Here is a 25,919-nt window from a genome sequence, read left to right on the forward strand (position 1 = left end):
CCGCGACTCGGCTGCGTGCGGGCTATCGTGAACGCATGAGCGACGACTCCCCCAGCCGGCAGCGGGCCGCGCTCGTCTTCAATCCGGTCAAGGCCGACGGCCCCTCGCTGAAGGCGCTCGTCTCGAACCTGTCGAGCGAGCACGGCTGGGACGAACCCCTCTTCTACGAGACGACGGTCGAAGACCTCGGCGACGGCGTCACCCGCGAAGCGCTCGAACAGCAGCCGTCTGCCGTACTCGTCGCCGGTGGCGACGGCACCGTGCGAGCCGTCAGCGAGGCGATGACCGGCAGCGGCGTGCCGCTGACGATCGTCCCCAGCGGCACCGGCAACCTGCTCGCACGCAACCTGCGCCTACCGCTCGAAAAGCCCGAGCCGATGGTGCGCGCCACCTTCGACGGCACGACGCAGCAGATCGACGTCGGCATCGCACGGATGACGCGCGAGAGCGGTGAGACCGAAGAACGCGCGTTCGTCGTGATGGGCGGCATGGGCCTCGATGCCGCGATGATCGCCAACACGAGCGGCGACCTCAAGAAGCGCGTGGGATGGGTCGCGTACGTCGACGGCGCCGCGAAGTCGCTCATCGGCGCGAAGCCGTTCGAGATCATGTACCAGCTCGCGGGACACAAGATGCACCGCGCCACCGTGCACAGCGTGCTGTTCGCCAATTGCGGGTCGTTGCCGGCGGGGCTCGAACTCATCCCCGAGGCATCCGTCTCTGACGGTCAACTCGACATCGCCCTGTTCCAGCCCAAGAGCGCACTCGGATGGCTGCTCGTGTGGCGGCGCGTCGCGTGGGACAACAGCGTGTTGCGCAAGTTCCGTGCGGGCCGCGAAATCCTCAAGCTGCGCACGAAAGACAACTCGGTGCGCTACTCGCGCGGCGATGGCATCGACGTCGCAGCCCAAGGCCTGCACCCGGTGCAGCTCGACGGCGACGAGTTCGGCGAAGCCACGCAGATGCGGGTGCACGTCGAGGCGGGCGCCCTGATCGTGACGCTGCCGAAGGGGCACGACAAGAGCGCATAGCCGACGCGCGACGCCGAGGCAATCCCCCGAACCCGATTCCCGGGGCGCGGCAAGATAGGTGCATGACCACCCTCGTCTGGCTGCGCGACGACCTGCGGCTCGCCGACAACCCCGCACTGCGGGCGGCCGCCGACCGCGACGAACCCGTCGTCGTGCTGTACGTGCTCGACGAGGAATCCACCGGCATCCGTCCCCTCGGCGGCGCCGCGAAGTGGTGGCTGCACGGCAGTCTCGAACGCCTCGGCGAGCGCATCGCCGAGCGCGGATCGACGCTCGTGCTGCGCCGCGGACGGGCGGCCGACGTCGTGCCGTCGGTGGCCGCCGACGTCGACGCATCGGCCGTGTTCTGGAACCGCCGCTACGGCGGACCCGAGCGGACCGTCGACACCGGCATCAAAGCCGCCCTGCGAGAGGATCGCCGCGAAGCGAGCTCGTTCAGCGCATCACTGCTCTTCGAGCCGTGGACCGTCCGCACCGGCGCGGGAACGCCGTACGCCGTCTTCACGCCGTTCTGGAAGGCTTGCCTCGCGCTGGCCGCGCCCCGCGGTCCCGTCGCCGAACCCCGCGAACTCGCCGTCCCCAGGCGCCGCGTCGACTCGGACGCGCTCGACGACTGGGGCCTGCTCCCCCGACACCCCGACTGGGCAGGCGGCCTGCGCGAAGCCTGGACGCCCGGCGAGACCGCGGCCCGCCACCGCCTGCGCGAGTTCATCGCCGACGACGCCGCACACTACGACCGTGCCCGCGACGAACCGGATGCCGGGGCCACCTCGCTCCTGTCACCCCGCCTGCGCTGGGGCGAGCTGAGCCCGCACCAGGTGTGGCACGCCGCCGTCGAATCCGGCGCGCCACTGCACGGGTTCCTCTCCGAACTCGGGTGGCGCGAATTCGCATGGCACACCCTGTTCCACGCACCCGATCTCGCGACGAAGAACCTGCGGCCGCAGTTCGACGCGTTCCCCTGGCCGCGGCTGCGACCCACGCTGCTCGAAGCGTGGCAGCGCGGGCGCACCGGCATCCCACTCGTCGATGCGGGGATGCGGGAGCTGTGGCGCACCGGCTTCATGCACAACCGGGTGCGGATGGTCACGGCATCCTTCCTCGTGAAGAACCTGCTCGTGCACTGGCACCACGGCGAGGAGTGGTTCTGGGACACGCTCGTCGACGCGGATGCCGCCAACAACCCGTTCAACTGGCAGTGGGTCGCGGGCTCCGGCGCCGACGCCGCGCCATACTTCAGGGTGTTCAACCCCGAGCTGCAGGCGAAGAAGTTCGACCCGCAGGGCCGCTACATCGCCCGCTGGGCGCCCGACGGGCTCGAGACCGAACCGATCGTCGACCTGCGCGAATCCCGGCAGGCCGCCCTCGCCGCCTACGAAGCGATGCGGCGGGGCTGACCGCACGCGGCGCGAGGAATGCCGCGGCCGGGGCACGGGTTGGGATCAGCGTGACTCCCGCCCTTTCCGTCCTCGATCTGGTACCCGTCCGCAGCGGACAGACCAGCGCGCAGGCGATCACCGCATCCCTCTCCCTCGCCGAACGTGCCGACGCGCTCGGCTATCGGCGCTACTGGTTCGCCGAGCACCACAACATGCCCGCCGTCGCCTCCACGACGCCGCCGGTACTCGTGGCCGCCGCGGCCGGCCGCACCCGCAGCATCCGGCTCGGTTCGGGCGGCGTCATGCTGCCGAACCACTCGCCGCTCGTCGTCGCCGAGCAGTTCGCGGCGCTCGAGGCGATCGCTCCCGGCCGCATCGATTTGGGGCTCGGCCGCGCCCCCGGCAGCGACCCCGTCATCACGCAACTGCTGCGCCAGTCGGGCACGACGAGCGACGTCGAACGGTTCCCCGACCACGTCCGCGACATCGCCTCGCTCGTCTCGGCCGAGGGCGCCACCGTGCGATTCACCTCGGGCGGCACGTACGACGTGCACGCGACGCCCGCGGCATCCGGCGTGCCCGAGGTGTGGCTGCTCGGATCGAGCGACTACTCGGCCCAGCTCGCCGCCTCGCTCGGCCTGCCCTACGTGTTCGCGAACCACTTCAGCGGCGAAGGCCTCGATCGGGCGCTCGGGTTGTATCGCGACCAGTTCCAGCCGTCGGCGACGCTCGACGCACCGCGCACCTTCCTCACCGCGAACGCCGTCGTCGCCGACACCGAAGCCGAGGCCGTCGAGCGCATGCTGCCGCAGGCCCGCATGATGGCGAGACTCCGCGGCAACCGGCCGCTCACGGCGCTCGAGACGGTCGAGCAGGCCGCGGCCGCCGAGGCGACCGATCAACTCGCCGCTCCCCTGCTCGACGCGCTTCACCGACGCTGGTTCGTCGGCACGGGCCACGACGTGCGCGCACGTCTCGCGGCATTCGCGACCGAGCACGGCGTCGACGAGGTCATGATCGCTCCGGTCGCCGCTTCCTACGACGCCGAACCCCTCGACGCACCGGTCGGCCGCATCCGCACCCTCGAGCTGCTCGCCGGCTGACGCGCCGCTCCACCCCGTCCGGCATTGCTCGCCCGTCGCAATCACAACTCGTCGTGCACCGAACGTGACAGGCGAACAGCCGGCGCCACGCTCGCCTGTCACAAAAGCGGCCCGTCGACCCTCGATCGTGACAGGCGAGCAGCGGGCGAAGCCACAGGCGAGCAGCGGGCGAAACCGCAGGCGAGCCACAAGGCGCCAGCCGGCGCGGGCGCAGATCAGGCGTCGGGCTCGCCCGAGATGAGGCCCCGCAGCCAGTCGCGGGCCTCGACGAACACGTCGTCGGAGTACCGGTCGGGGTAGCGGATGACCTGACGGTCGGCGCGAGGGTACGACCCGAGGTAGATGACCTTTGGGCTGAACCGGCGAAGACCGAGCAGCGCGTCGGCCATTCGCTCGTCCTCGACGTGCCCGTCGGCGTCGATCACGAACCGGTACCGGCCCAGCTCGTCGCCGATCGGGCGCGATGCCAGCAGCGACAGGTTGATGCCGCGCGTCGCGAACTGCTCCAGCAGTTCGAGCAGCGCGCCGGGGTACTCCTCGGGCAGCTCGACGATGAGCGAGGTCTTGTCGGCCCCGGTCGGTGCGGGCGGCGCGACGGTGCGGCTGACGAGCACGAACCGCGTCACCGCGTTGGGGTTGTCGCCGATGTTCTCGGCGAGCAGTTCGAGGTCGTAGTGCTCGAGGATGCCGGGAGGCGCCACAGCGGCATCCGCATCGCTCACGCCGTCGACGATGCCGACCGCGGAGGCGACGTTGCTCGCCGCGGGCAGGTGCGCGTGCTCAGGGAGCGCGGCGGTCAGCCAGCGCAGACACTGCCCGTACGCGACGGGATGCGCCGCGACCAGCGACACGTCTTCGAGTCGCATACCGGGGCGACCGACGAGCACGAAGTTGACCGGCACGAGGTACTCGCCGACGATGCGCAGGCCCGGCATGGTCGCCAACGCGTCCTGCGCCGTCGAAACCCCGCCGTCGACCGAGTTCTCGATCGCGATCATGGCGGCATCCGACCGCCCCTCGACCACGTCCGACAGCGCTTCGCCCACGTTTCGCACGGGGCGCCAGATCTGGTCGCGCGCCTCGGGCACCTGGCTGAGCGCGGCCTCGGTGAACGTGCCGGCGGGGCCGAGATAGCTGTAGGTGCGGCGGACGGACGCGTCGATGCTCACCCGCCCCAGCCTAGTGCGGATGCCAGTACCGACTCGGACTGTGTCATCACTCGTCAACACCCCCGAAGAAGAGGCACACTGGAACCATGAGCCGCGCAGGACAGCCAGCCGAAGCATCCGACCTCATCGACATCGATGAGCTGATCGCCGCCTACTACGACCGCAAACCGGATGCCGCGGTGCCCGAGCAGCGGGTCGCGTTCGGCACGAGCGGCCACCGCGGCTCGTCGCTGTCGACGAGCTTCAACGAAGACCACATCCTCGCCACAACGCAGGCGATCGTCGACTACCGCGCGGCGCAGGGCATCACCGGTCCGCTGTTCCTCGGTCGCGACACCCACGGCCTGTCACTGCCGGCCGAGCGCACCGCGATCGAGGTGCTGGTCGCCAACGGCGTCGACGTGCGGGTCGACTCGCGCGACTCGTGGGTGCCGACGCCGGCCCTCAGCCACGCGATCCTCGCCCACAACCGCGCGCTGGCGGCCGACGACCCCAGTCGGGCCGACGGCATCGTCGTCACCCCCTCGCACAACCCGCCCCGCGACGGCGGCTTCAAGTACAACCCGCCGCACGGCGGCCCCGCCGACACCGACGCGACCGGTTGGATCGCGAACCGGGCCAACGAGCTCATCGCGGCGGGCCTTGAGGGCGTGAAGCGCACGCGTCACGCCGACATCGACATCGATGCGCTGGGGCAGTACGACTTCCGTAATGCGTACGTGCGCGACCTTGCGAACATCATCGACGTCGACGCGATCCGCACGGCGGGTGTGCGCATCGGCGCCGACCCGCTCGGTGGCGCCTCGGTGGACTACTGGGCGCTCATCGCCGAGGTGCACGGCCTCGACCTGACCGTCGTGAACCCAGACGTCGACCCGACGTGGAAGTTCATGACGCTCGACTGGGACGAGAAGATCCGCATGGATCCGTCGTCGCCGTCGGCGATGGCGTCGCTGGTCGCACGCCGCGACGAGTACGACATCCTCACCGGCAACGATGCGGACGCCGATCGCCACGGCATCGTCACCCCCGACGCCGGGCTGATGAACCCGAACCACTACCTCGCGGTCGCGATCGACTACCTCTACGCGAACCGCCCCGGCTGGCCCGCGAGCGCCGCGATCGGCAAGACGCTCGTGTCGTCGATGATCATCGACCGCGTCGCCGAGTCGCTCGGCCGCGACCTGCTCGAAGTGCCGGTCGGCTTCAAGTGGTTCGTGCCGGGCCTGCTCGACGGCTCGGTAGCGTTCGGCGGCGAGGAGTCGGCCGGTGCGTCGTTCCTGCGCACCGACGGCACCGTGTGGACCACCGACAAGGACGGCATTCTGCTGTGCCTGCTGGCCGCCGAGATTCTCGCGGTGACGGGCAAGACCCCGTCGCAGCGGTACGCGGAACTCGAAGCCGAATTCGGCGCGTCGGCCTACCAGCGAGTGGACGCCCCGGCATCCCCCGCCCAGAAGTCGGCACTGTCGAAGCTCGCACCTGAGTCGGTGTCGGCGACCGAGATCGCGGGAGAGCCGATCACCGCGAAGCTCTCGCACGCGCCCGGAAACGGTGCGGCGATCGGTGGCCTGAAGGTGCAGACCGAGCACGCCTGGTTCGCCGCGCGCCCCTCCGGCACCGAAGACGTCTACAAGCTGTACGCCGAGTCGCTCAAGGGCTCGGAGCACCTCGCGCAGGTGCAGGCAGAAGCCCGCGCCGTCGTGGCCGCCGCCCTCGGCGAGGCCTGAGCGCCCAGCGTCGCGCGCGGGTCGACCCGCCGCGTGCGCAATATTCAGGCTTCGCGGGTTCGACCCGAGCACCGCGTCCGCGGAAATCCGGGGTTCACAGCGTGGCGATGACCCGCGCAGCCTGAATATTGAACGCGGAGACGGCGGCACCAGCACGCGGCGCGACGGTCAGCGCGGTGCGAGGGATGCTGCGGCATCCCGCAGCCAGCGGGCAGGCTCGGCCTGCGACGCCTCGGCGGTGCCGGCGAGGTTGGTGAGCGAAGCGGTCGCGGCGAAGGCCGAGACGTCGGCGTCGGGCGCGATGCGTCCGGCGACGAGCGCGACCGGCACGCCGAGGTCTGCCGCGAGCGCGCCGACGAAGGCCGGCACCTTGCCGGCTGCCGACTGCCCGTCGAACGAGCCCTCTCCCGTGACGACGAGGTCGGCGCCCGCGACGGCACTCGACAGCCCCACGAGCGCGGCGACCTCGGGCGCACCCGGCAGCAGTCGCGCGCCCCACAGGGTCAGTGCGAAGCCGGTGCCGCCCGCGGCTCCCGTGCCGGGCACGTCGGCGGCGGCTCCCACCGCTGCGGCGTAGGCGGCCAGGGCACGGTCGACGCGGTGGATGCTGTGCGGCGCGAGCCCCTTCTGCGGACCGAAGACGGCGGCAGCGCCGCGCGGCCCGACGAGGGGGTTCGTGACGTCGGCGAGCACGACGACGCCGCCGGCCGGCAGCGGTCGAAGGCCCGACAGGTCGACATGGGCGACGTCGACGAGACCACGCGCGCCGGCGGCCACAGGACTGCCGTCGGAGCGGGTGACGCGGGCACCGAGCGCGCGCAGCATGCCGATGCCGCCGTCGGTCGATGCGCTCGATCCGATGCCGAGCACGAGCTTGGAGACCCCGTGGTCGAGCGCTGCGGCGATGGCCTGCCCGAAGCCGGTGGTGTCGGCATCCCACGGACGCAGGTCGCCGGCGAGCAGCTCGATGCCGCTCGTGGATGCCAATTCCACGACACCGGTGCCCTGCGGCGCCTCGGCGGTCGGTGGCAGCAGCAGCCACGACGCCTCGACGGCGCGGCCGTGCGGGCCCGTCACCGTCACGGGCATGCGGGTCGCGCCGGGCACGGCGACGGCGAACGCGTCGAGCGTGCCCTCGCCACCGTCGGCCATGGGGCGCAGCACGACCTCGTCACCGGCATCCCATCCCGCCGCGAGCGCCTCGGCCGCACCGGCCGCCGAGATCGATCCTTTGAAGCTGTCGAGCGCAATGACCACCCGCATGCGCGAACCCCCGTTCCGACCCGAGTGGTCGTCGCAATCATTGTACGGGTAAACGCTTTCCCACACAAACCATGCAACGATCCCGGCGCCGACGCGGCGCGGATGCCGCCGGTGCTGCCGGAGTATGAGCGACGGGGTGCGTCAGCCGCGCGGCGGCGTGCTGTCGCGCAGCAGCACCTCGAGCGGCAGCGGCGCCGCGTCGGCATCCCACGCGGCATCGACCGTGGCGTGCAGCGCCTGGTAGCCGAGGTCGCGCAGCGGCACCCGCACCGTCGTGAGCGCGGGCGTCACGTCGCGCCCCGTGGGGATGTCGTCGAAGCCCGCGACCGCGATGTCGGCACCCGGCTCGCGTCCGGCGGCACGGATCGCGGCCATCGCGCCGATCGCGACGACGTCGCTCAGTCCCCACACGACCGTGCCGGGCTCGACGCCGTCTGCCAGCGCCTGGTTCATGAGCGCTTCGCCCGAGTCGCGGGTGAACGCACCGCGGTAGACGCGGGGCGCCTGACCACCGGCATCCGTGAAGCCCTCCGTGAAACCTGCGAGACGGTTGTCACTCGTGACGACACCCTCGCCCGCGACGAGTGCGACCGCCGAGCGGTAACCGTGCTCGGCGAGCGCCGCGCCGAGCGCACGCGCGCCGCCGTGGTTGTCGACCGAGATCTCGCGGAAGCCGTCTGCGCCCGAGCCGAGCGCGACGACCCGGCCACCGGACTGCTCGATCAGGTCGAGCTCTTTGCGCAGCGCGTCGTCCATGACTGTCGAGGTGCGCGACGCGGCGAGGATGACACCGCGCGGGCGCTGGCCGCGAAGCGCGCGGACGAGCGTGACTTCGCGCTCTGCGTCGCGCTCGGTGATGGCGATGTTGACGACGAGGTTCGCCTCGTCGGCGCCGCGCGCGACACCCGACGCGATCTCACCGAAGAACGGGTCGGCGATGTCGGCGACCAGCAGCGCGATGATCGCCGAGGTGCCGCGGGCCGTCGCCTGCGCCGAGAGGTTCGCCGAGTAGCCGAGGGTGGCTGCGGCAGCTTCGACTCGCTCGCGGTACGACTCGGCGACCTTGCGGGCCGAGCCGTTGAGCACGCGGGAGGCGGTCGCGAGTGAGACACCGGCTTCGCGCGCGACGTCGTGCAGCGTGGCGGATCCGCCGCGCGGGCGGGATGCGGTGTCGGTCACGGAGCCGATTCTATGTCCCATCAGGGCATCACCCCGGGACCCGGCAAGCGTTTCCCGACAGCGCGCGCATGCTCACGCGCTCGCGGTCACCCGCAGGTGCGGAGAGACGGATGCCGCGAATCCCGCGGCGGTGCGCCGGACGACCTCGAGGTGGTCGGTGGCCCAGATCTGCTCGTTGAAGATCTCGACCTCGATGTCGCGGTCGTAGCCGGTGGCCTCGACGGCTGCGGTCAGCGACGCGAAGTCGATGATGCCGTCGCCCGGGTAGTGGCGGCTGAGCAGCACGTCGGCGGGCAGCGGGGTCTTCCAGTCGCACACCTGGTACGTGGCGATGCGTCCCTCGCGCCCGGCGCGTTCGATCGAGGCGAGCACGTCAGGGTCCCACCAGATGTGGAACGTGTCGACCGTCGCGCCGACGACCTCGGGCTCGAAGTCGGCGGCGATGTCGAGGGCCTGGCCGAGCGTCGAGACGACGCACCGGTCGGAGGCGTACATCGGATGCAGCGGCTCGATCGCGAGGGTCACCCCGGCGGCCTTGGCGTGCGGGGCGAGTTCGCCGATGGCATCCCTCACGAGCTCCCGCGCACCGATCACGTCGCGCGAGCCCGCCGGCAGTCCGCCGGCGACGAGCACAAGGATCGCGGTCGATCCTTCGGCGCCCGCGGCGGCAAGGACCGCGGCCTCTTCGATCGCGACGAGGTTGTCGGCGATCGACGCGCGGCGCTCCGCCCCCTCGGGCATCGTGAAGAAGCCGGAGCGGCAGTGCGTCGTGAACCGCAGTCCGGAGTCGTTCAACATCTGCGCCGCGACCTCGAGGCCGACCTCCTGCACGGGCTCGCGCCACAGGCCGATCGCCTGCACGCCGGCGTCGGCGGTCACCCGAAGCGCGGTCGCCAGGTCGGCGTACTTGATGGTGGCCTGGTTGATGGACAGGCGCGGGTCGACGGTGCTCATGCGGTGACTCCGTTCAGGGCGAGCATGCCGTGCCAGCGTTCGGCGGCGAGCTCCGGCTGCTCGAACGCCTTGGCGGCATTGGCGAGTTCGACGATGCGCGAAAGGTGCGGCAGGCTGCGGGCCGAGTGCAGGCCGCCGACCATCTGGAAGGCGATCTGGTGGCCGTTCAGCCACGCCAAGAACGCGACGCCGGTCTTGTAGTAGAACGTCGGCGCGGCGAAGATCTGACGGCTGAGGGCCTCGGTCGGCGCGAGGATCTCGAGGTAGCGCGCGGCATCCCCGGCATCCAATGCCTGGATCGCGGCGGAGGCGACGGGGGTCAGCGCCGCGAACGCGCCGAGCAGCGCGTCGGAGTGCTGGCGCGGCGACTGCGGGTCGCGGGCGGGCTGCGGCGCGTCCGGCACATCGGCGCCGCCGATGAGACCGACGTAGTTGAAGTCGTCGCCGGTGAACATGCGCACGGGCTCCGGCAGGCGCTCACGGACGGCGACCTCCGACTCGGCGTTCAGCAGGCTCATCTTGACGCCCGCGATCTTGTCGACGTTCTCTTCGATGATCTGCAGCAGCACCTCGGATGCCGCAGGCCAGTCGTCTGCGCCGCTTGTACTGAGCCCGGTCGAAGTGAAGTAGCCGGCCAGCTGCGGGTCGAACGCCGTGCCGAGCCAGTGCAGCACCACGGGGGTGGTGGCCTGCTGCAGCACCGCACGGTAGACGCGGCGGTAGTCCTCGGCCGATTCGGCGACCCGGGCGAGGTGCCGGGATGCCATGAGGACCGGCCCCGCGCCCTGCTCCTCGGTGAAGTGCAGCTGCTCGGTGTAGGCGGCGATGACCTCGTCGAGCGAGATGTGCTCGGCGTCGACGTGGTCGGTGTTGACGCCGACGACGACCGAGCCACCCTCCTCACGCGCCACCTCGGCGCTGCGCGCGATCAGCTCGCGCGTGGCCGCGGCATCCAGCCCCATGTTTCGCTGCGCGGTGTCCATGGCGTCGGCGACGCCGAGTCCCCACGAGTACACCGAGCGGCGGAAATCGAGGGTGGCGTCCCAGTCGACCTGGGCGGGCTGCCCGGGGGTGTTGTCACCCCAGGTGACGGGCACGACGTGCGCGGCGGCGTACGCGACGCGGCTGCGCAGCGGGCCGGCCGGCTTGGTGTAGCCGGAGGTCTCGACCAGGGGCGTGCGGGTGACGGCGCCATCGGCGCCGAGGAGGGTGAGCTCGGTCATTCGCCTGGTCCGATCAGTCGAGGTTCAGCGACGGCAGCTCGACCTTGCGGCCTTCGCGCGCCGACTGCAGGCCGGCCTCTGCCAGCAGCACACCGCGGGCGCCGGCGAGCAGGTCGTACTCGTATTCGGTGCCGGTGACGTACGACTCGAGGAACTCTTCCCACTGCTGACGGAAGCCGTTGATGAAGACCTCGTTGGTGGGCACCTCGGCCCAGTCGGCGTCGTAGTCGTGGTCGTCGGCCAGGTCGGGGTTCCAGACCGGCTTCGGGGTGGCGTTGCGGTGCTGGATCTTCGCACCGAACAGGCCCACGACGGCCGAGCCGTGCGTGCCGTCGACGTGGAACTCGACGAGCTCGTCGCGGTTGACGCGGACAGTCCACGAGGAGTTGATCTGCGCGATGACGTCGCCCTCGAGCTCGAAGGTGCCGTACGCGGCATCCTCGGCGGTGGCGTTGTAATGCTCGCCGTTCTCGTCCCAGCGGTCGGCGATGTGCACCGAGGCCTGGGCGTAGACCGACTTCACGCCGCCGAACAGGTTCTCGAGGATGTAGTTCCAGTGCGGGAACATGTCGACGATGATGCCGCCGCCGTCTTCGGTGCGGTAGTTCCAGCTGGGGCGCTGGGCGGGCTGCCAGTCGCCCTCGAAGACCCAGTAGCCGAACTCGCCGCGCACGGAGAGGATGCGGCCGAAGAAGCCCGAGTCGATGAGGCGCTTGAGCTTCTGCAGGCCCGGCAGGTACAGCTTGTCGTGGACGACACCGGTCTTGACGCCGGCGGCCTTGGCGAGACTCGCGAGTTCGAGGGCCTCTTCGACCGACTCGGCGGTGGGCTTCTCGGTGTAGATGGTCTTGCCGGCGGCGATCGCCTTGCGAAGCGCGGTGGCACGGGCCTTCGTGACGAGGAAGTCGGCGTAGATCTCCCAGCGGGGGTCGGCGAGGGCCGCGTCGAGGTCGGTGGTGTAGTCCTCGATGCCGTGCTTGGCGGCCAGCTCGGCGAGCTTTGCCTCGGTGCGGCCGACGAGCAGCGGCTTGACGGTCACCTTGGTGCCGTCGGCCAGCTCGATGCCGCCCTGGTCGCGGATCGCGAGGATCGAGCGCACGAGGTGCTGGCGGTAGCCCATGCGTCCGGAGACGCCGTTCATGATGATGCCGATCTCGCGGACGGCGGGGGCGGCCTCGGCGGCGGCCGGGGCGAGGGTCGTGTCGGTCACGGGATCCTGCTCTCGTCTGAGGGTGCGGCCGCGACGTCACCGTCGCCGGCCGACCCGATGAATGGATGCGGGTAAACGCTTTCCCGCATGTCATCAGTGTGCCACAGGACCGCGCGACCTGCAAGCGCTTTCCGAGGACCGGCGGGAAACACACCGACCGACACGCACGGTCAGCGGTCCGAATCGGCCGCGAGCAGTCGCAGTTCGACCAGTCGCGGTGTGCGCTCCCTGACCGCCTCGAGCACGACACCGAACTCGACCGTGCCGTCGGCCGGGCCGATCGCGATCGTCGATCCGCCGGGGTCGATCGGCGCCTCGTGTACGACGCGATCCCGGACGCGCACGCGCACGGCCTCGTCGTCACCCTCGATCGCCCGCAGCAGCAGCCGGTCGGCCGAACCGCTCCAATCGGTGACCGTCAGCGCGATCGCGCCGGTCGTGCGACGCCAGCGCGCCGGCCCCTCCACCCCGATCTGCTCGTCGGTGGCGGTCAGGCGGTGGTCGCTCTCGGGCTGCTGCTCACCGAAGCGCACCACATCGCGCGTACGGGCATCGAGCGCGAGCGAGGCGGCATCCACCGCAGCCAGCTCAGCCCTGCGCTGTTCCACGTCGCCGCCCGTGGTCGGCCACACGAGCGTGTAGCGCGCGTCGTGGATGCCGGCGAACGGTTCGAGCGCGATCACGCCGTGATCGGTCGCGATCCGCACCTGACCGCGGCCGAGGCGCTCGGCGCGCGCCACGGCGTCGGGGGCGAGGATCGGTGTGGCGGCGAGCGGCCGGAGCGGTCCGACGGCAATGTGCCCCATGCGGGCGGCGCCGCCCCGGTAGGCGACCGCATCATCGGGTTCGCGGAGCGCGAGCACATCGGGGCCGTCGACGACGCTTCCCCAGGCGCTGCCGTCGGCGGTCGGCACGAGGCGGAGCGCGCGGGGCAATGAGATCGTCGCCCGCTCCCCCGCGGCGAGCTCGAACGCCACCCGCGTTCCCGGCGCACCCTCGTGCACCGTCGCGGCGGTGACGGTCGCGACACCCTCGACCCAGTCGGGCACGAGCACCGAGAGTCGCACGTCGGCATCGGCGTCGATCGTCCATTCATCGACCCCGGCAGCGGCCCCGATCGCGGCAGGCCGCACCGAGACGGTCGCGCCGCCCCACGTCGCCTCTGCGGCCACGAACGCGTTCACCTCGAGGCGGTCGCCGCCGTCGGCGAAGACGTGCGCCGCGTGGCTCGCCTGCGCCTCGAAGCCCGAGCCCATGCAGCACCAGAAGCCCTCGGCCTCGGGTGCGTACACCCGGTAGTGGCCGGGCCGGTGACTCGTGAAGTAGACGAGTCCGCCGTGATCCGGATGCTGCGTCGAGCGCAGGTGGTTGGCACGGGCGTGCTCAGCCCACTGCAGGTACGCGTCGTCACCCGCGAGCAGGTGCAGGTCGCCGGCGAGCTTGACCATGTTGAAGGTGTTGCAGCTCTCTGGCCCTTCACGTGCGGTGAACATCGCGAGGAAGTCGTCGCGCGCCGGAAAGTGCTCGCGCACGCTGTCGCCGCCGAGCGGCGAGCTGCGGGCGTAGGCGACGGCGTCGAAGAAGGTGCGGGCCGCGGCGCCCTCGCGTGCGGAGATGTCGGGCAGGAGGTCGGGCGCGACGACGGCGGCGGCACGTTCGATCGCGGCGAACCCGACGACGACGGGAATCTGCGTGTTCGCGTGCAGCCCGTCGAGTTCGTCGCGCCCGGCCGCGAGCGGTGCGACGAGCACCTCGGGCACGAAGCGCCGGGCGAGTTCGAGCAGTCGCCGATCGCCCAGGTGCACCGCGAGGCGGGCGAGCGCGTCTGGCACGCCGCCGAACTCGGTTCGCAGGATGCCGGCGAGCGCATCGTCGTCGATGCCCGCGAGCGTCTGCAGCCACCATTGGCCGAAGGCTTCCACGGCGACGTCGGCCTGCGGCAGTGCGACCAGCGCCGCATCGAGCAGCCCCGCGAGCGTCTTGTGCAGGTTGTACAGCGGCACCCACCGGCCGTTGAGGTGGAAGGCGCCGGCGTCGATGCGGCCGGCCGCGAGCTCGTCCCAGAGCGCGACGCCGTCGGGGACGCCCCCGAGGTACCCGGTGCCGATCGCGAGCTGGCACGCGCGCATGCCGTCGACGAGCGCGGTCGCCGCCTCGCGGGCGTCATCATCGCCCTGCGCGGCCAGCGCGCTCAGCGCCGACAGCACGTGCCCTGCCGTGTGGCCGTCGAGCCCTTCCGCCTCCCACCCCGGGTACCCGGGTGCGGATGCCGGCAGCCCCGCCTCACGGCGGAACGGCGCGAGCAGCCGGTCGACGTCGAGCCGCAGCAGTGTGTCGCGCACGGTGCGTTGGGCTGCGGCATCCGGCCCGTCGAGCAGCCGCACCGAGCTGAGCGGCAGGAATCGTCGCGTCGCCGCGGTCACGATGCCCCCTCCGCGCGCAGCAGCACGCAGCCGTGCGGTGCGAGCGTCACCCGCACGACAGATGACCCGGGTGCGACCGAGCGCGCCGCATGGGACTGCTCGTGCACCGCCTCGACGGCGACGGGCGCGGCACTCCACACCTCGACGATGTCCGTCGGGGCGGCGCCGAGCCCGAGCGATCGGGTGTCGAAGGGTTCGGTGCGCGGCTCGTCCGAGAGGTTGAACACAGCGGCCCAGCGGGTACCGGCGGCGTCATCCGCACTCCACACGACGAGGTCGCGTTCGCGCAGCAGCTCGCGACTGGCCGTCGCCGACCGGGCGATCTCGAGCAGCCCGTCGCGCTGCAGCAGGTCGATCGTGGCGGGGTCGGAGGTGGGCAGGTCGCCGCCGACCATGAGCGGGGAGCGCGCCATGGCCCACAGCGTCAGCAGGGTGCGGCGCTCGTCGGGCGTGAGCTGGTCGTCGCGCGGCTCGCCGCGTTCGGCGCGCAGGCCGATGCGACCCAGCGGCAGCATGTCGCCGTCGGGCCAGGCGCCGTCTCCGGCGTGCGGGGCCCACCGTGCCAGGCGGGCGAAGTTGTCGGCGACGTCGTCCCACCGGTCCCACAGGTCGTCGCACACGCGCCACATCGACGCGTGCGCGCGCAGGTGCTCGGCATGGGCGAGCGAGAGGTGACGCCCGGGCGACAGCGACAGGGTGATGTCGCGGTCGACGCCGTCGATCGCGGCCGACAGGGCTTCGATGTCGGCGGCCTGGTAGGGCCACAGCAGGTCATCGGCCTTGATGAAGTCGACGCCCCACGCGGCGTACAGGCGCACGATCGACCGGTAGTAGGCGGCGGCGCCGGCGGCTGTGAGCCCCTCGTAGTGCGGGTTCCATTCGCACCGGTTGCTGGCGTCGGCCACCTGCCCGGCCGTGACGTCGGCACCCTCGACCGGCAGGTCGGCCGCGGCGGCCACCCTGGGGATGCCCCGCATGATGTGGATGCCGAAGCGCAGCCCCATCGCGTGGATCTGCGCTGCGAGCGGACCGAACCCCGCCCCGCCCGCGGACGAGGGGAACCGCACCGGGTCGGGTTGCAGCCGGCCGTGCGCGTCGATCGTGAGGGTCGCGTCGTCGTTGTACCCGTGTGCGCGGGCGTTCGGGTCGGCCCAATCGATGTCGACGACGACGGTGTCCCAGCCGTGCGACAACAGGTGTTCGGCCATGAAGCGCGCGTTCGCGAGCACTTCAGCCTCGGTCACCGTCGTGCCGTAGCTGTCCCAACTGTTCCAGCCCATCGGCGGCGTCGCCGGTCGGTGCAGCACCATGTCACACCAGTCGGACGGCAGCCCACGACACGGCCGGCAGCGTCAGGCTCAGCGCGTCGTCGGTCAGCACCGCACCGTCGAGGGGACGCACGCCGACGCGATCGCGGTCGGTGAGCGTGTTGGCGGCGTACCGGTCGGCGTCGTGCAGCAGGTGGGTCTCGGCGATCGACACGTCGCGGCCGAGTTCGCGCACGAGCGGTGCGAGGTCGACGCGCAGGTCGGCGGTGTCCGTCGTCGAGCGGTTGACGACGAACAGCGACACGCCTTCGTCGTCGACGGTGGCGACGGCGTTGACGGTTGCGACCTCGCCGAAGCGCTCGCTCGTGAAGGTGCCGGCATCCACGGGCACGCGTACGGACCTGCCGTGACCGAGGCGCGAGGTGATCGAGAACGGAAAGAACGTGGTCTGCTTCCAGGCCGGTCCCCCCGGCTCGGTCATGATCGGGGCGATGACGTTGACGAGCTGCGCGAGCGATGCCGAGCGCACGCGGTCGGCGTGCTGCAGCAGCGTGATGAGCAGGTCGCCGAAGACGACGGCGTCGAGCACGTGGTACTGGTCTTCGAGCAGTCGCGGAGCGACGGGCCAGCCCTGCTCTTCGGGCTTGTCGTTCTGCCCGCCCTCGTCGTTGTGCAGATACCAGACGTTCCACTCGTCGAAGGAGATCATGATGCGCTTGTCGCTCTTCTTCGTCGCGGCGACGGCGTCGGCGATCGCGACGACCGACTCGATGAAGCGCGCCATGTCGACACCGGATGCCAAGAACTCCTGCGCATCGCCGTTCCGCTCCTGGTAGTAGGAGTGGCACGAGATGAAGTCGACGTCGTCGAACGTGTGCTCGAGCACCTGCCGCTCCCACGACCCGAACGTGGGCATGCCGCTGCCCGACGATCCGCACACGACCAGTTCGAGACCGGGGTCGAGCATGCGCATCGCCTTCGCGGTGCGCGAGGCGAGCTTGCCGTAGTCGTCGGCGTTTCGGTGCCCCACCTGCCACGGCCCGTCCATCTCGTTGCCGAGGCACCACATGCGCACACCGAACGGCTCGGTGCGTCCGTTCTCGGCGCGCTGGGCGGTCCACGCCGTCTCGGCCGACGCGTTCGCGTACTCGAGCAGGTCGAGCGCCTCCTGCGTGCCGCGGGTGCCGAGGTTGACCGCGAGCATCAGGTCGGAGCCGACACGGTCGAGCCAGTCCTGGAACTCGTGCAGCCCGACCTCGTTCGTCTCGGTCGAGTGCCAGGCCAGGTCGAGGCGGCGCGGACGCTGCTCGATCGGGCCGACGCCGTCCTCCCACCGGTACCCCGAGACGAAGTTGCCACCCGGGTAGCGGATCGTCGAGACGCCGAGCTGCTTGACGAGATCGATGACGTCGGTGCGGAATCCGTCGGCGTCTGCGGCGGGGTGTCCGGGCTCGAAGATGCCGTCGTAGATGTGACGGCCGAGGTGCTCGACGAACCCGCCGAAGATCCTGCGGTCGATGTCGGCGATCGTGTTGTGCGGGTCGAGGCGGGCGGTGGCGTCGTTCATGCTGCGCTTCCAGTGATCAGGGCGGATGTCGGTGGTGTTCAGTCGGTGCGCAGGAACCGCACCTGCTGGGGTGCGAGCTGCCACGTGTCGTGACGTTCGTCGGTCTCGATATCGGTGGCGGTCAAGGTCACCGCGGCCGGCTCGTCGCCGTGGTTGATGACGGTGACGAGGCCGCCGCGCCTGGCGACTTCGACCCCCGCCGGGACCTCGGCGATGATCGGCTCGACACCGGCCGCCTCGATGACGAGGCCGGCGATGGCGTCGACGCCCGCGGCATCCGGCATGGTCGCGACGTACCAGGCCTCGCCCTCGCCGTGCGCGTTGCGGGTGAGCGCGGGAGCGCCGACGGAACGGCCGGCGCCGAACGTCGCGACGGCCTCGGCACCCTCGGGGCGCACGACCTCGGCGAACAGGGTCGCGTGCGCGGTCGTGCCGCCGACCTCGAACGGCACGTCCTCCTGCTTGCCGCCGGCGACCGCGACCGACAGGGCGCCGACCCCCATCGCGCCGCCCGACGAGCGGCCGAGGGCTGCGAAATCTTCGAAGCGGATGCCGAGGGCAGGGCCCAGTTGCGTCAGGAACCCGCCCGCACGGAACTGGTCGTGCCCGTCGACGACATCGGTGAAGGGACCAGCCAGCAGTGTGCCGCCCCCGCGCACGAAGGCGTTCAGTGCCTCGGCGCCCTCGTCGCGCAACAGGTACAGCGCGGGGGCGACCACGAGGTCGTAGCCCGCGTCGACGAGTTCGGCGGGGATGAGGTCGACACCGATGCCGCGGCGGTGGAACGCGCCGTACCACTCGACGACGATCGGCAGATACTCGACGTCGACGGGGTGGTCGCGCTCTTCGACAGCCCACCAGTTCTCCCAGTCGAACACGATCGCCACGCGGGCATCGCGACCCGGCGCGGGCAGTTCGGGGAGGGCTGCGAGCCGCTCGCCGAGGTCGGTGACCTCGCGCCAGATGCGGGTGTCGGTGCCGGCGTGCGGCAGCATCGCCGAGTGGAACTTCTCGCTGCCGGCGCGCGACTGGCGCCACTGGAAGAACATGATGCCGTCGGCGCCGCGACCGATCGACTGCGCGGTCTCGGCGGCGAGCACGCCGGGCGCCTTGCCGGGGTTCGTGGGGCGCCAGTTGACGGCATCCGTCGCCTGCTCCATGAGGATCCAGGGCAGTTCGGGCTTGAGTGAGCGCACGAGGTCGCGCTGGAAGGCGGCATCGCGCACCCGATTCGGGTTCGTCGGGTCGGGGTAGCAGTCGTCGGCGATGACGTCCATGTGCGGTGCCCAGCGCCGGTAGTCGGCGGGCTTGAACGGCCCCATGAAGTTCGTCGTGATGGGCTGCGTCGCACCGGCCTCGAGCAGGATCTCGCGCTCCATGAGGTAGCACTCGAGCAGCATGTCGGAGGTGAACCGGCGGAAGTCGAGCATCGACGACGGGTTGTGACTGTAGGGCGCGAGCCGCGGCGGAAAGATCTCGTCGAACCGGCTGTAGCGCTGCGACCAGAAGCTCGTGCCCCACGCGGCGTTGAGCGCGTCGATCGTCTCGTACCGCTCCCGCAGCCAGCGGCGGTAGGCGTCGCGGGCGTTGTCGGAGTAGTCCATCCACAGGTGACAGCCGTACTCGTTGTTGACGTGCCACATGATGACGCCGGGGTGCGACACGTAGCGCTCGGCGAGGCGACGCACCAGTTCACCGGCGAGGCGGCGGTACGTGGGTGACGACGGCGCGAAGTGCTGCCTGCTACCGGGCCAGTACGACGCACCGTGCTCGTCGGCCGGCAAGGTGTCGGGGTACGTGGCGCTCACCCACGGCGGCGGCGATGCGGTCGCGGTGGCGAGGTTCACACCGATGCCACCGGCGTGCAGCGTGTCGATCACCCGGTCGAGCCACGCGAAGTCCCACGAGTCTTCGGTCGGCTGGATGCGCGACCACGCGAAGATGCCGAGGCTCACCGTCGTGACCCCGGCTTCGCGCATGAGACGCACGTCCTCGGGCCACACCTCTTCCGGCCACTGGTCGGGGTTGTAGTCGGCGCCGTACAGCAACGGAACTCCTTCTCGGGGTCGAGTGGGGATGTGGATCGCGATGGATGCTCAGGCGCGGCCGCGGCGGTGCGGCACGGCCACGGCGGCGAACACCGCGCACCCGAGACCCAGCACCAGCAGGGGCACCAGCATCCATGTCACGACGCCGACGAAGGCGGCCGCGACGATGAAGTAGATCGCGCCGGCCGGATCGGCTGCGGCCACTCGGGGAAGATCGCGCACGGCGCCGCGCCACCCGCGCTCGGGCGTCCACGACGCGGCGGCGCGCAGCAGCGCACCGCCGAGCGCGGCCAGGCCGGTCCACCCGACGGCGGCGATGGCGGCGCCGCCGGGCAGCATGCCCGTCGCGGCGAGGGTGATGTCGAAGGTGAGCAGGGCCGCGATCACGAGCGAGACCCCGCCGACGGCGAGACCGCCCGACAGAGCGGCGCGCACATCGGCCCAGAAGTCGGCCATCGATGACCCCTCGGCCGCGATGAACCGGCGCAGGTGACGGATGCCGGCGACGAGGGCCGCGGGGATCGTCACGATCGGCAGTGCGACGAGGGCGACGAGCAGCCCCACGAGCATGACTTCGCCGAAGAGCTGGAACTTCGCCGTGGCCCCCGGAAACCGCACCGGCGGGCGCTCTTCGAGCACGGGGCCGGCACCCGACAGGTCGTCGCGCAGGGCGGCGCGTGCCGCTCGGCGTTCCTCTCGGAGGGTGGGGATGCGGTGGTCGGAGGTCACGGTGGCCACGTCAGCCCTTCAGGCCCTGGGTGGCGACGCCGTCGACGAGGAAGCGCTGGAACACGAGGAAGAACAGCAGCACGGGCAGCAGCGCGATGAACGATGCCGTGACGGTCGCGCCGTAGTCGCTCGACGACGTCTGGTCGTTGTAGAGGCGCAGTGCGATCGGCAGCGGGTAGTTCTCGGGGCTCGTGAGGTACAGCAGCGGCCCGAGGAAGTCGTTCCACGCCCAGATGAAGCTGAAGATCGCGCAGGTGATGAGCGCGGGCTTGATCAGCGGCAGGATGATCGCCCAGAAGATGCGGACGTGTCCGGCGCCGTCGATCTTCGCGGCCTCGTCCATGTCGCGCGGCATCTGCCGCATGAACTGCACCAGCAGGAAGACGAAGAACGCTTCGGTGGCGAGGAACTTCGGCAGGATCAGCGGCCAGAACGTGTCGACCATGTCGAGGTTGTTGAAGATGATGTACTGCGGAATGATCACGACGTGGAACGGCAGCAGCAGCGTGCCGATCATCGCGGCGAAGAAGATGCCGAGGCCCTTGAACTGGACCCGGGCGAACGCGTACGCGGCCAGGGCCGATGACAGCACGGTGCCGACGACGGCGGCGACGGCGAGCACGAGGGAGTTCCAGAAGAACTTCCACATCGGCACACCGGCGATGCCCTCCATGACCTTGACGTAGTTGTCGATCGTGGGGTTGTTGGGGATGAGCCCCGGGTTCGTGCCGAACTCGCTGTTCGGCTTGAACGTCGCGAACAGCAGCCACACCATCGGGTAGAGCACGATTGCGGTGAGGGCGATGAGCACGACGAGCCAGATGATCGTCTGCCAGGTCTTGCGCTTGACCTTGCGGCGCGGGGCCGGGGGCTGCACGAGGGTCTGCTGTGCGGCGAAGGTGATCTCGGTCGCGGAAGCGGAGGTGGGGGCGTTGAGACTCATCGGTTGTCTCCCGAGTAGTGGACCCAGGAGCGCTGGGTGCGGAAGAGGATGACGGCGATGATCGCGACGACCACCAGCAGCACCCACGCGATCGCAGCGGCGTAGCCCATCTGGCCGTCGCTGAAGCCTCGCTTGTAGAGGTACAGGGTGATGAAGTTCGTCATGCCGGCGGGTCCGCCGGAGCCGTTGGAGATGATGTAGGCCGACGCGAACACCTGGAACGCGCCGATCAGGCCCAGCAGCAGGTTGAAGAAGATGACCGGCGACAGCATCGGGATCGTCACGGCGCGGAACCGCTGGAACGCATTCGCACCGTCCATCTCGGCCGCCTCGTACAGCTCCTTCGGGATCTGCTTCAGGCCGGCGAGGAAGATGACCATCGTGGCGCCGAACTGCCAGATCGCGAGGACGACCATCGCGGGCAGCACGAGCGCCGGGTTGCCGATCCAGCCGCCCAGGTCGATGCCGAAGAAGCTCAGCGAAGAATCGACGGGGCCGTCATTGGAGAACATGGCGCGCCAGACGATCGCGACCGACACCGACCCGCCGATCAGCGAGGGAGCGTAGAACGCGGAGCGGAAGAACCCGGCACCCTTGTCGCGGTAGTTCAGCAGCATCGCGACCAGCAGGGCCGCCAGCAGCGTGATCGGGGTGCCGACCAGCACGTACACGAGGGTGATCTGCGCCGACTGGATGAAGTTCGGGTCGTTCGTGAACAACCGGATGTAGTTGTCGAGCCCGATCCACTTCGGCGGGCTGAAGATGTTGTAGGACGTGAACGACAGGTACAGCGAGTACACCATCGGCACAATCGTGAGGCCGAAGAACCCGATCAGCCACGGCACCAAGAACCCGTAGCCGGTGAGCGTCTCACGACGCAGCCGCGCCTTCTGACCCGGACGATCCAGGTGCTCGGGACGGCGGCGGCGCAGCAGCCCGCGTCGCCGGCTCTTCTCTCCGGTGACGATCACCCGGGTGGCGGTTGTGCTCACGGGAACTCCTGACTGGTGGAACGGAGGGCAGATCCCGGGGTACGGGTCATCACTGACCCGCACCCCGGACCCTGTCACTGGTTGAGGACGACGTCCATCTCGGAGAAGAACTCGGCCACGGCCTCGTCGACCGTCTTGGTGCCGAAGTTCAGCTCGGTGCCCAGCACACGGAACTTCTCCTCGAGGGTGCCATAGCCGACGATCGGCACGGGCGGGGCGTCACCGAGGCGGTCGGCGATCGATGCCTCGTAGTCCTTGACCTGCTGGCTCAGCGGGTCGAGCTCGGCGGCCGCGAGAGCCGTCTCGGATGCCGGGAGCCCACGGTTGGTGCCGAAGATCTCACCAGATGCCTCGCTGTTGACGAGGAAGTTCACCAGCGTGGCGGCAGCCTCGGGGTGGTCGGTGTTGGCCGAGATCGTGTGCAGCATCGAGGGCTTCAGGTACAGGTCCTGCGCACCCTCCTCGAACACGGGCGGGGCCTGCAGGCCCAGCTCGGTGTACTCCTCGCCGAGACCGGCGAGATAGCCTGCACCGAAGTTGTCCCAGGTCATCTCGCTGGCGGTCTTGGCCGAGTCGAAGCCGCCGAGGGGCGCGAGCTCTTCGACCGTCTGCTGCGGAATGCCGATGCCGTCGCGGATCTCCTGACCCGACTCCCAGAACTCGGTCAGGCGCGCCTCATCGAAGCCGGGGGTGCCGTCTTCGTTGAAGAGGTTGCCGCCCTCGGCGCGCAGCTGCAGCTCGAGCAGCTGGATGCGGCCGGTGTAGTCGGCACCGCCCCAGAACTCGCCGTCGCCGGCCTCGGTGACCTCGGCCATCCACGCGGTGTAGTCCTCGTACGAGCCGCCCTCCCAGGCCTCGAGGCCGTTGTCGGCGAGGAGCTTGGTGTTGGTGAACAGGCCCCACGCGTTGGTGGAGGTGGCGATGCCGTAGGTGGTGTCGTTCACGACGCCGATGCTGAGGATGTTCTCGGGCAGCGGGTCGGTCTCGATGATGTCGCCCAGGTAGGGGTCGAGGTCGAGCAGGAGGTTGTTCTCGGAGTACTGACGCAGGTACGAGTAGTCGAACTGCATGACGTCGGGCAGGTTGCCGCCGGCGGCCTCGGTCTGACGCTTCTCCCAGAACTCGGGGAAGCCCAGGAAGGTCGCGTTGACCGTGATGTTGGGGTACTCCTCGTTGAAGGCGGCGATCGCCTCGTTGTAGAGCTCGGCGCGCACGTCGTTGCCCCAGAAGGCGAGGTCGAGCGTGACCTCTTCTTCAGGGTCGAACGTCGGGTCTGCCTCGCCGCCGTCACCGGCGCAGCCGGCCAGGGCGAGCGCGGCGCCGGTCGCGAGTGCGACTGCGGCGAAAGTCCGCTTCTTGCTGAACATCTTTGTCCTCTCTGTCGAACGTCGGCGTTCTGGTGCTTCGTGACGTCCGTGTCCGGGTGGTGCGGGTTCGGCGCTGTGCAGGGAAAGCGCTTGCCGATAAAACTACCGGCATCTAAAACGTTTCGCAAGCGATTTTTGAAACGATTTGGTGACGACGGGGAATCGCCGGTCGACCGCCCCGTCAGCGGGCCGCCGCGGCGACGACCGATGCTGCGCTCGTCGAACCCCGCACGACCAATTCCGGTGCGTACACGTGACCGCTCGGCTCCCCCGCCCCGCCGGTGCGGATCGCCTCGAGCAGCAGGTTCGCCGCGTGCAGCCCCATCTGTCGCGACGGCTGACGGATCGAGGTCAACGGCACCGCCGCGATCGCGGCGAACTCGATGTCGTCGTACCCGACGATGGCGACATCGGCCGGTACGCTCACCCCCGCCGAGATCAGCCCGTGCAGCACCCCGATCGCGAGGTGGTCGTTCGAGGTGACCAGTCCGTCGGGCCGTTCATGAGGCGGTCGTGCCGCCAGTGACCGCCCGAGCGCGACACCCACCTCTGACGTGGTCCGCTCGGTCCAGATGGGCTCGATCGCGCCGACCCCGGCATCCGTCGCCGCCGCCTGCGCACCGCGCAGTCGGTCGCGCACCTGACGCACCGTGTTGCGGGCGCCGACGAACGCCAGACGGCGCCGGCCCGTCGACAGCAGATGCTCGGCCGCCAACCGCCCGCCCGCGACATCGTCGAACGTGACGTACGGCACGCGCCCGCTCTCGTCGACGCGGTCGACCAGCACGGTCGGGATGCGGCGGGCGATCAGCCGATCGAGCCACGGCGTCTCGTCGCCGAACGGGGCCACGAGCGCCCCCTCGACCTGCACCCGCTCGAAGAGTTCGAGGTGCTCACGCTCGCGATCGACCGAGTCGCTGCTGTTGCCCACGAGCACGCGCAGCCCCGACGACGACGCGGCGTCTTCGGCACCGGCCACCATCTCGCCGAAGAACGGGTTCGCGATGTTGATCACCGTCATGCCGAGCAGCCCGCTGCGGCCGGCACGCAGCTGACGCGCGGCCTGCAACGGCACGTAGCCGAGCTCGCCCGCGGTCGCGCGCACCCGCTCGAGCAGGTCGACGCTCACGAGGTGCGGCCGATTCAGTGCGTTCGAGACGGTGCTGATCGACACCCCCGCACGCTCCGCAACATCGCGGATGCCGACGCGCTTGCTCACGGCGCTTCCCCTCGCGAGCCGGTCCAGTCGGCGCGCGCCGTCAACGGCACCGCCGTCGGCCGCTCAGGGTTCGAGACGATCGCCTCACGACGACCCGAGCGCGACGACACCTCGATCGCCGTCATGACCTCGAGCGCGGTGCGGGTCACGGTTCGGTGCGCGTGCACAGCATTCCCTCCTCGACGACGAGCTCGACCCGGTAGACGGCGCAGCGCCGATCGTCGATCGATTCATGGTCGGGATCGGGAACCGCGGCCTTCGCAGGGTGTCCGAAGAAGTAGTACCAGAGTCGGTCGCCCTCGCGCACAGACGCACCGTGATGCCCGAACCCCGGGCCGGGCACATCGCCGGGGCCGAGGATCACGGCATCCGCGTCGCCCTGCCGACGCCACGTGACGGCGTCGTCGCTGGTGTGCACGGCCATGCCCCGCCACTCGTCGACGATCATCCACCAGCGCCCACCGAGTTCGAACACGTCGGGACCCTCGTGTCCGCGGCCACCGATCGCGGTGCTGCCGGCCCGCCACGTCTCGAGGTCGTCGGAGACGGCGACCGCCGTCGAACTGCCCGCCGCCTCGTCCTTGTACCAGAGGCGCCACGCACCATCGGGGGTGCGGGCGACGGCGGCGTCGATCGCCCGGTCGCCCGCGAGCGGCAGGGTGCCGCGGCGGGTCCACGCGCGCAGCTCGTCGGAGCGGTACTCCACGATGGTGCGCGCGAAGCCGGGCCAACGGTCGGGAAGGCCGTCGATCTCGGTCAGGTACATGCGCCAGCGGTGCCCGTCATGGATGACCTCGGGCGCCCAATGCGTGCGATCGGTGGCTGCGGGCGGTGGACCCGGCTCGAGCCGCAGACCCGCGGCATCCGGTTCGAGCGTGCCCTCGTACGACCACGCCACGCCGTCGTCCGAGCGCGCGACGCCGATGCGGCTGCCGTGCACCCACGCGACGCCGGGGCCGGGGTCGGGGTGCGTCGCCCGACGCTGGGTGTAGAACATCCACCAGCCGTCGGGCGCGATCACCACGAGCGGGTCGGTCGCCCCGTCGTAGACCGGGTCGCGGTACAGCTCGGTCAGCATGCCGTACGCCTTCCGCCGCCCGCCGGTGCGCAACTCCTGAGTTT

The 25,919-nt window shown here is 70.5% G+C and carries 21 protein-coding genes; 4 read left to right on the top strand and 17 right to left on the bottom strand.

Translation table 11 applies throughout. The features are described from left to right. The first annotated feature begins 35 nt into the window (after positions 1-35). The 3 genes from ACSF8R_RS05960 (at position 36) to ACSF8R_RS05970 (ending at position 3,513) form a co-directional block, all read left to right on the top strand. Complete coding sequence (locus tag ACSF8R_RS05960) at positions 36-1,031, top strand: diacylglycerol/lipid kinase family protein (RefSeq protein WP_434810938.1); 996 nt, start codon at positions 36-38, stop codon at positions 1,029-1,031. 62 nt (positions 1,032-1,093) lie between these two features. Continuing rightward, the gene (locus ACSF8R_RS05965) at positions 1,094-2,428 is read left to right on the top strand and encodes a cryptochrome/photolyase family protein (protein WP_434810939.1); all 1,335 of its coding nucleotides are present in this window, start codon (positions 1,094-1,096) and stop codon (positions 2,426-2,428) included. A 44-nt stretch (positions 2,429-2,472) separates the two neighbouring features. Further along, positions 2,473-3,513 carry an LLM class flavin-dependent oxidoreductase gene (locus ACSF8R_RS05970; RefSeq protein ID WP_434811141.1) on the top strand — a complete coding sequence of 347 codons (1,041 nt, stop codon included), beginning with the start codon at positions 2,473-2,475 and terminating at the stop codon, positions 3,511-3,513. A 215-nt stretch (positions 3,514-3,728) separates the two neighbouring features. Here ACSF8R_RS05970 and pheA read toward each other — a convergent pair whose 3' ends face one another. Continuing rightward, the gene (gene pheA, locus ACSF8R_RS05975; protein ID WP_434810940.1) at positions 3,729-4,682 is read right to left on the bottom strand and encodes a prephenate dehydratase; all 954 of its coding nucleotides are present in this window, start codon (positions 4,680-4,682) and stop codon (positions 3,729-3,731) included. Between the two features lie 86 nt (positions 4,683-4,768). Here pheA and pgm point away from each other — a divergent pair, with 86 nt between their 5' ends. Beyond that, entirely contained in the window at positions 4,769-6,412 is a 1,644-nt protein-coding gene (gene pgm / locus ACSF8R_RS05980) for a phosphoglucomutase (alpha-D-glucose-1,6-bisphosphate-dependent) (protein WP_434810941.1), read from the top strand. A gap of 168 nt (positions 6,413-6,580) precedes the next feature. Here the strand turns inward: pgm and ACSF8R_RS05985 are convergent, their stop codons facing one another. The 16 genes from ACSF8R_RS05985 to ACSF8R_RS06060 all read right to left on the bottom strand — a co-directional run bounded on the left by ACSF8R_RS05985 (position 6,581) and on the right by ACSF8R_RS06060 (position 25,875). Then, positions 6,581-7,675, bottom strand: coding sequence for a glycerate kinase (locus ACSF8R_RS05985; protein WP_434810942.1), 1,095 nt, complete (start codon positions 7,673-7,675; stop codon positions 6,581-6,583). Positions 7,676-7,816: 141 nt separating this feature from the next. Further along, the gene (locus ACSF8R_RS05990) at positions 7,817-8,854 is read right to left on the bottom strand and encodes a LacI family DNA-binding transcriptional regulator (RefSeq protein ID WP_434810943.1); all 1,038 of its coding nucleotides are present in this window, start codon (positions 8,852-8,854) and stop codon (positions 7,817-7,819) included. 72 nt (positions 8,855-8,926) lie between these two features. After that, a complete protein-coding gene (locus ACSF8R_RS05995; protein ID WP_434810944.1) occupies positions 8,927-9,808 on the bottom strand; it encodes a sugar phosphate isomerase/epimerase family protein in 882 nt (293 codons plus the stop codon). Further along, complete coding sequence (locus ACSF8R_RS06000; protein WP_434810945.1) at positions 9,805-11,031, bottom strand: dihydrodipicolinate synthase family protein; 1,227 nt, start codon at positions 11,029-11,031, stop codon at positions 9,805-9,807. Before ACSF8R_RS06000 ends, ACSF8R_RS05995 begins: the two co-directional genes overlap by 4 nt. Positions 11,032-11,044: 13 nt before the next feature. Then, positions 11,045-12,241, bottom strand: coding sequence for a Gfo/Idh/MocA family protein (locus tag ACSF8R_RS06005; RefSeq protein ID WP_434810946.1), 1,197 nt, complete (start codon positions 12,239-12,241; stop codon positions 11,045-11,047). A 170-nt stretch (positions 12,242-12,411) separates the two neighbouring features. Then, the gene (locus tag ACSF8R_RS06010; protein WP_434810947.1) at positions 12,412-14,664 is read right to left on the bottom strand and encodes a beta-L-arabinofuranosidase domain-containing protein; all 2,253 of its coding nucleotides are present in this window, start codon (positions 14,662-14,664) and stop codon (positions 12,412-12,414) included. Further along, positions 14,661-15,974, bottom strand: a complete 1,314-nt coding sequence (locus ACSF8R_RS06015; RefSeq protein ID WP_434810948.1) for an alpha-galactosidase — start codon at positions 15,972-15,974, stop codon at positions 14,661-14,663. Before ACSF8R_RS06015 ends, ACSF8R_RS06010 begins: the two co-directional genes overlap by 4 nt. Position 15,975: 1 nt before the next feature. After that, positions 15,976-17,499: an alpha-N-arabinofuranosidase gene (locus ACSF8R_RS06020; RefSeq protein ID WP_434810949.1), complete on the bottom strand. Its 1,524-nt coding sequence runs from the start codon at positions 17,497-17,499 to the stop codon at positions 15,976-15,978. 38 nt (positions 17,500-17,537) lie between these two features. Next, complete coding sequence (locus tag ACSF8R_RS06025; protein ID WP_434810950.1) at positions 17,538-19,547, bottom strand: beta-galactosidase; 2,010 nt, start codon at positions 19,545-19,547, stop codon at positions 17,538-17,540. Between the two features lie 48 nt (positions 19,548-19,595). Beyond that, positions 19,596-20,285: a hypothetical protein gene (locus ACSF8R_RS06030; RefSeq protein ID WP_434810951.1), complete on the bottom strand. Its 690-nt coding sequence runs from the start codon at positions 20,283-20,285 to the stop codon at positions 19,596-19,598. 1 nt (position 20,286) lies between these two features. Further along, positions 20,287-21,219, bottom strand: coding sequence for a carbohydrate ABC transporter permease (locus ACSF8R_RS06035; RefSeq protein WP_434810952.1), 933 nt, complete (start codon positions 21,217-21,219; stop codon positions 20,287-20,289). Then, entirely contained in the window at positions 21,216-22,211 is a 996-nt protein-coding gene (locus ACSF8R_RS06040; RefSeq protein ID WP_434810953.1) for a carbohydrate ABC transporter permease, read from the bottom strand. The genes ACSF8R_RS06035 and ACSF8R_RS06040 overlap by 4 nt, the downstream gene beginning before the upstream one ends. 74 nt (positions 22,212-22,285) lie before the next feature. Further along, entirely contained in the window at positions 22,286-23,578 is a 1,293-nt protein-coding gene (locus ACSF8R_RS06045) for an ABC transporter substrate-binding protein (RefSeq protein WP_434810954.1), read from the bottom strand. Between the two features lie 181 nt (positions 23,579-23,759). Then, positions 23,760-24,797 carry a LacI family DNA-binding transcriptional regulator gene (locus tag ACSF8R_RS06050; RefSeq protein WP_434810955.1) on the bottom strand — a complete coding sequence of 346 codons (1,038 nt, stop codon included), beginning with the start codon at positions 24,795-24,797 and terminating at the stop codon, positions 23,760-23,762. Then, complete coding sequence (locus ACSF8R_RS06055; RefSeq protein ID WP_434810956.1) at positions 24,794-24,946, bottom strand: hypothetical protein; 153 nt, start codon at positions 24,944-24,946, stop codon at positions 24,794-24,796. Before ACSF8R_RS06055 ends, ACSF8R_RS06050 begins: the two co-directional genes overlap by 4 nt. Beyond that, the gene (locus ACSF8R_RS06060; protein ID WP_434810957.1) at positions 24,943-25,875 is read right to left on the bottom strand and encodes a family 43 glycosylhydrolase; all 933 of its coding nucleotides are present in this window, start codon (positions 25,873-25,875) and stop codon (positions 24,943-24,945) included. The genes ACSF8R_RS06055 and ACSF8R_RS06060 overlap by 4 nt, the downstream gene beginning before the upstream one ends. Between the last annotated feature and the right edge of the window lie 44 nt (positions 25,876-25,919).

This window comes from Microbacterium sp. bgisy189 (assembly GCF_965345345.1).
Classification (GTDB): domain Bacteria; phylum Actinomycetota; class Actinomycetes; order Actinomycetales; family Microbacteriaceae; genus Microbacterium.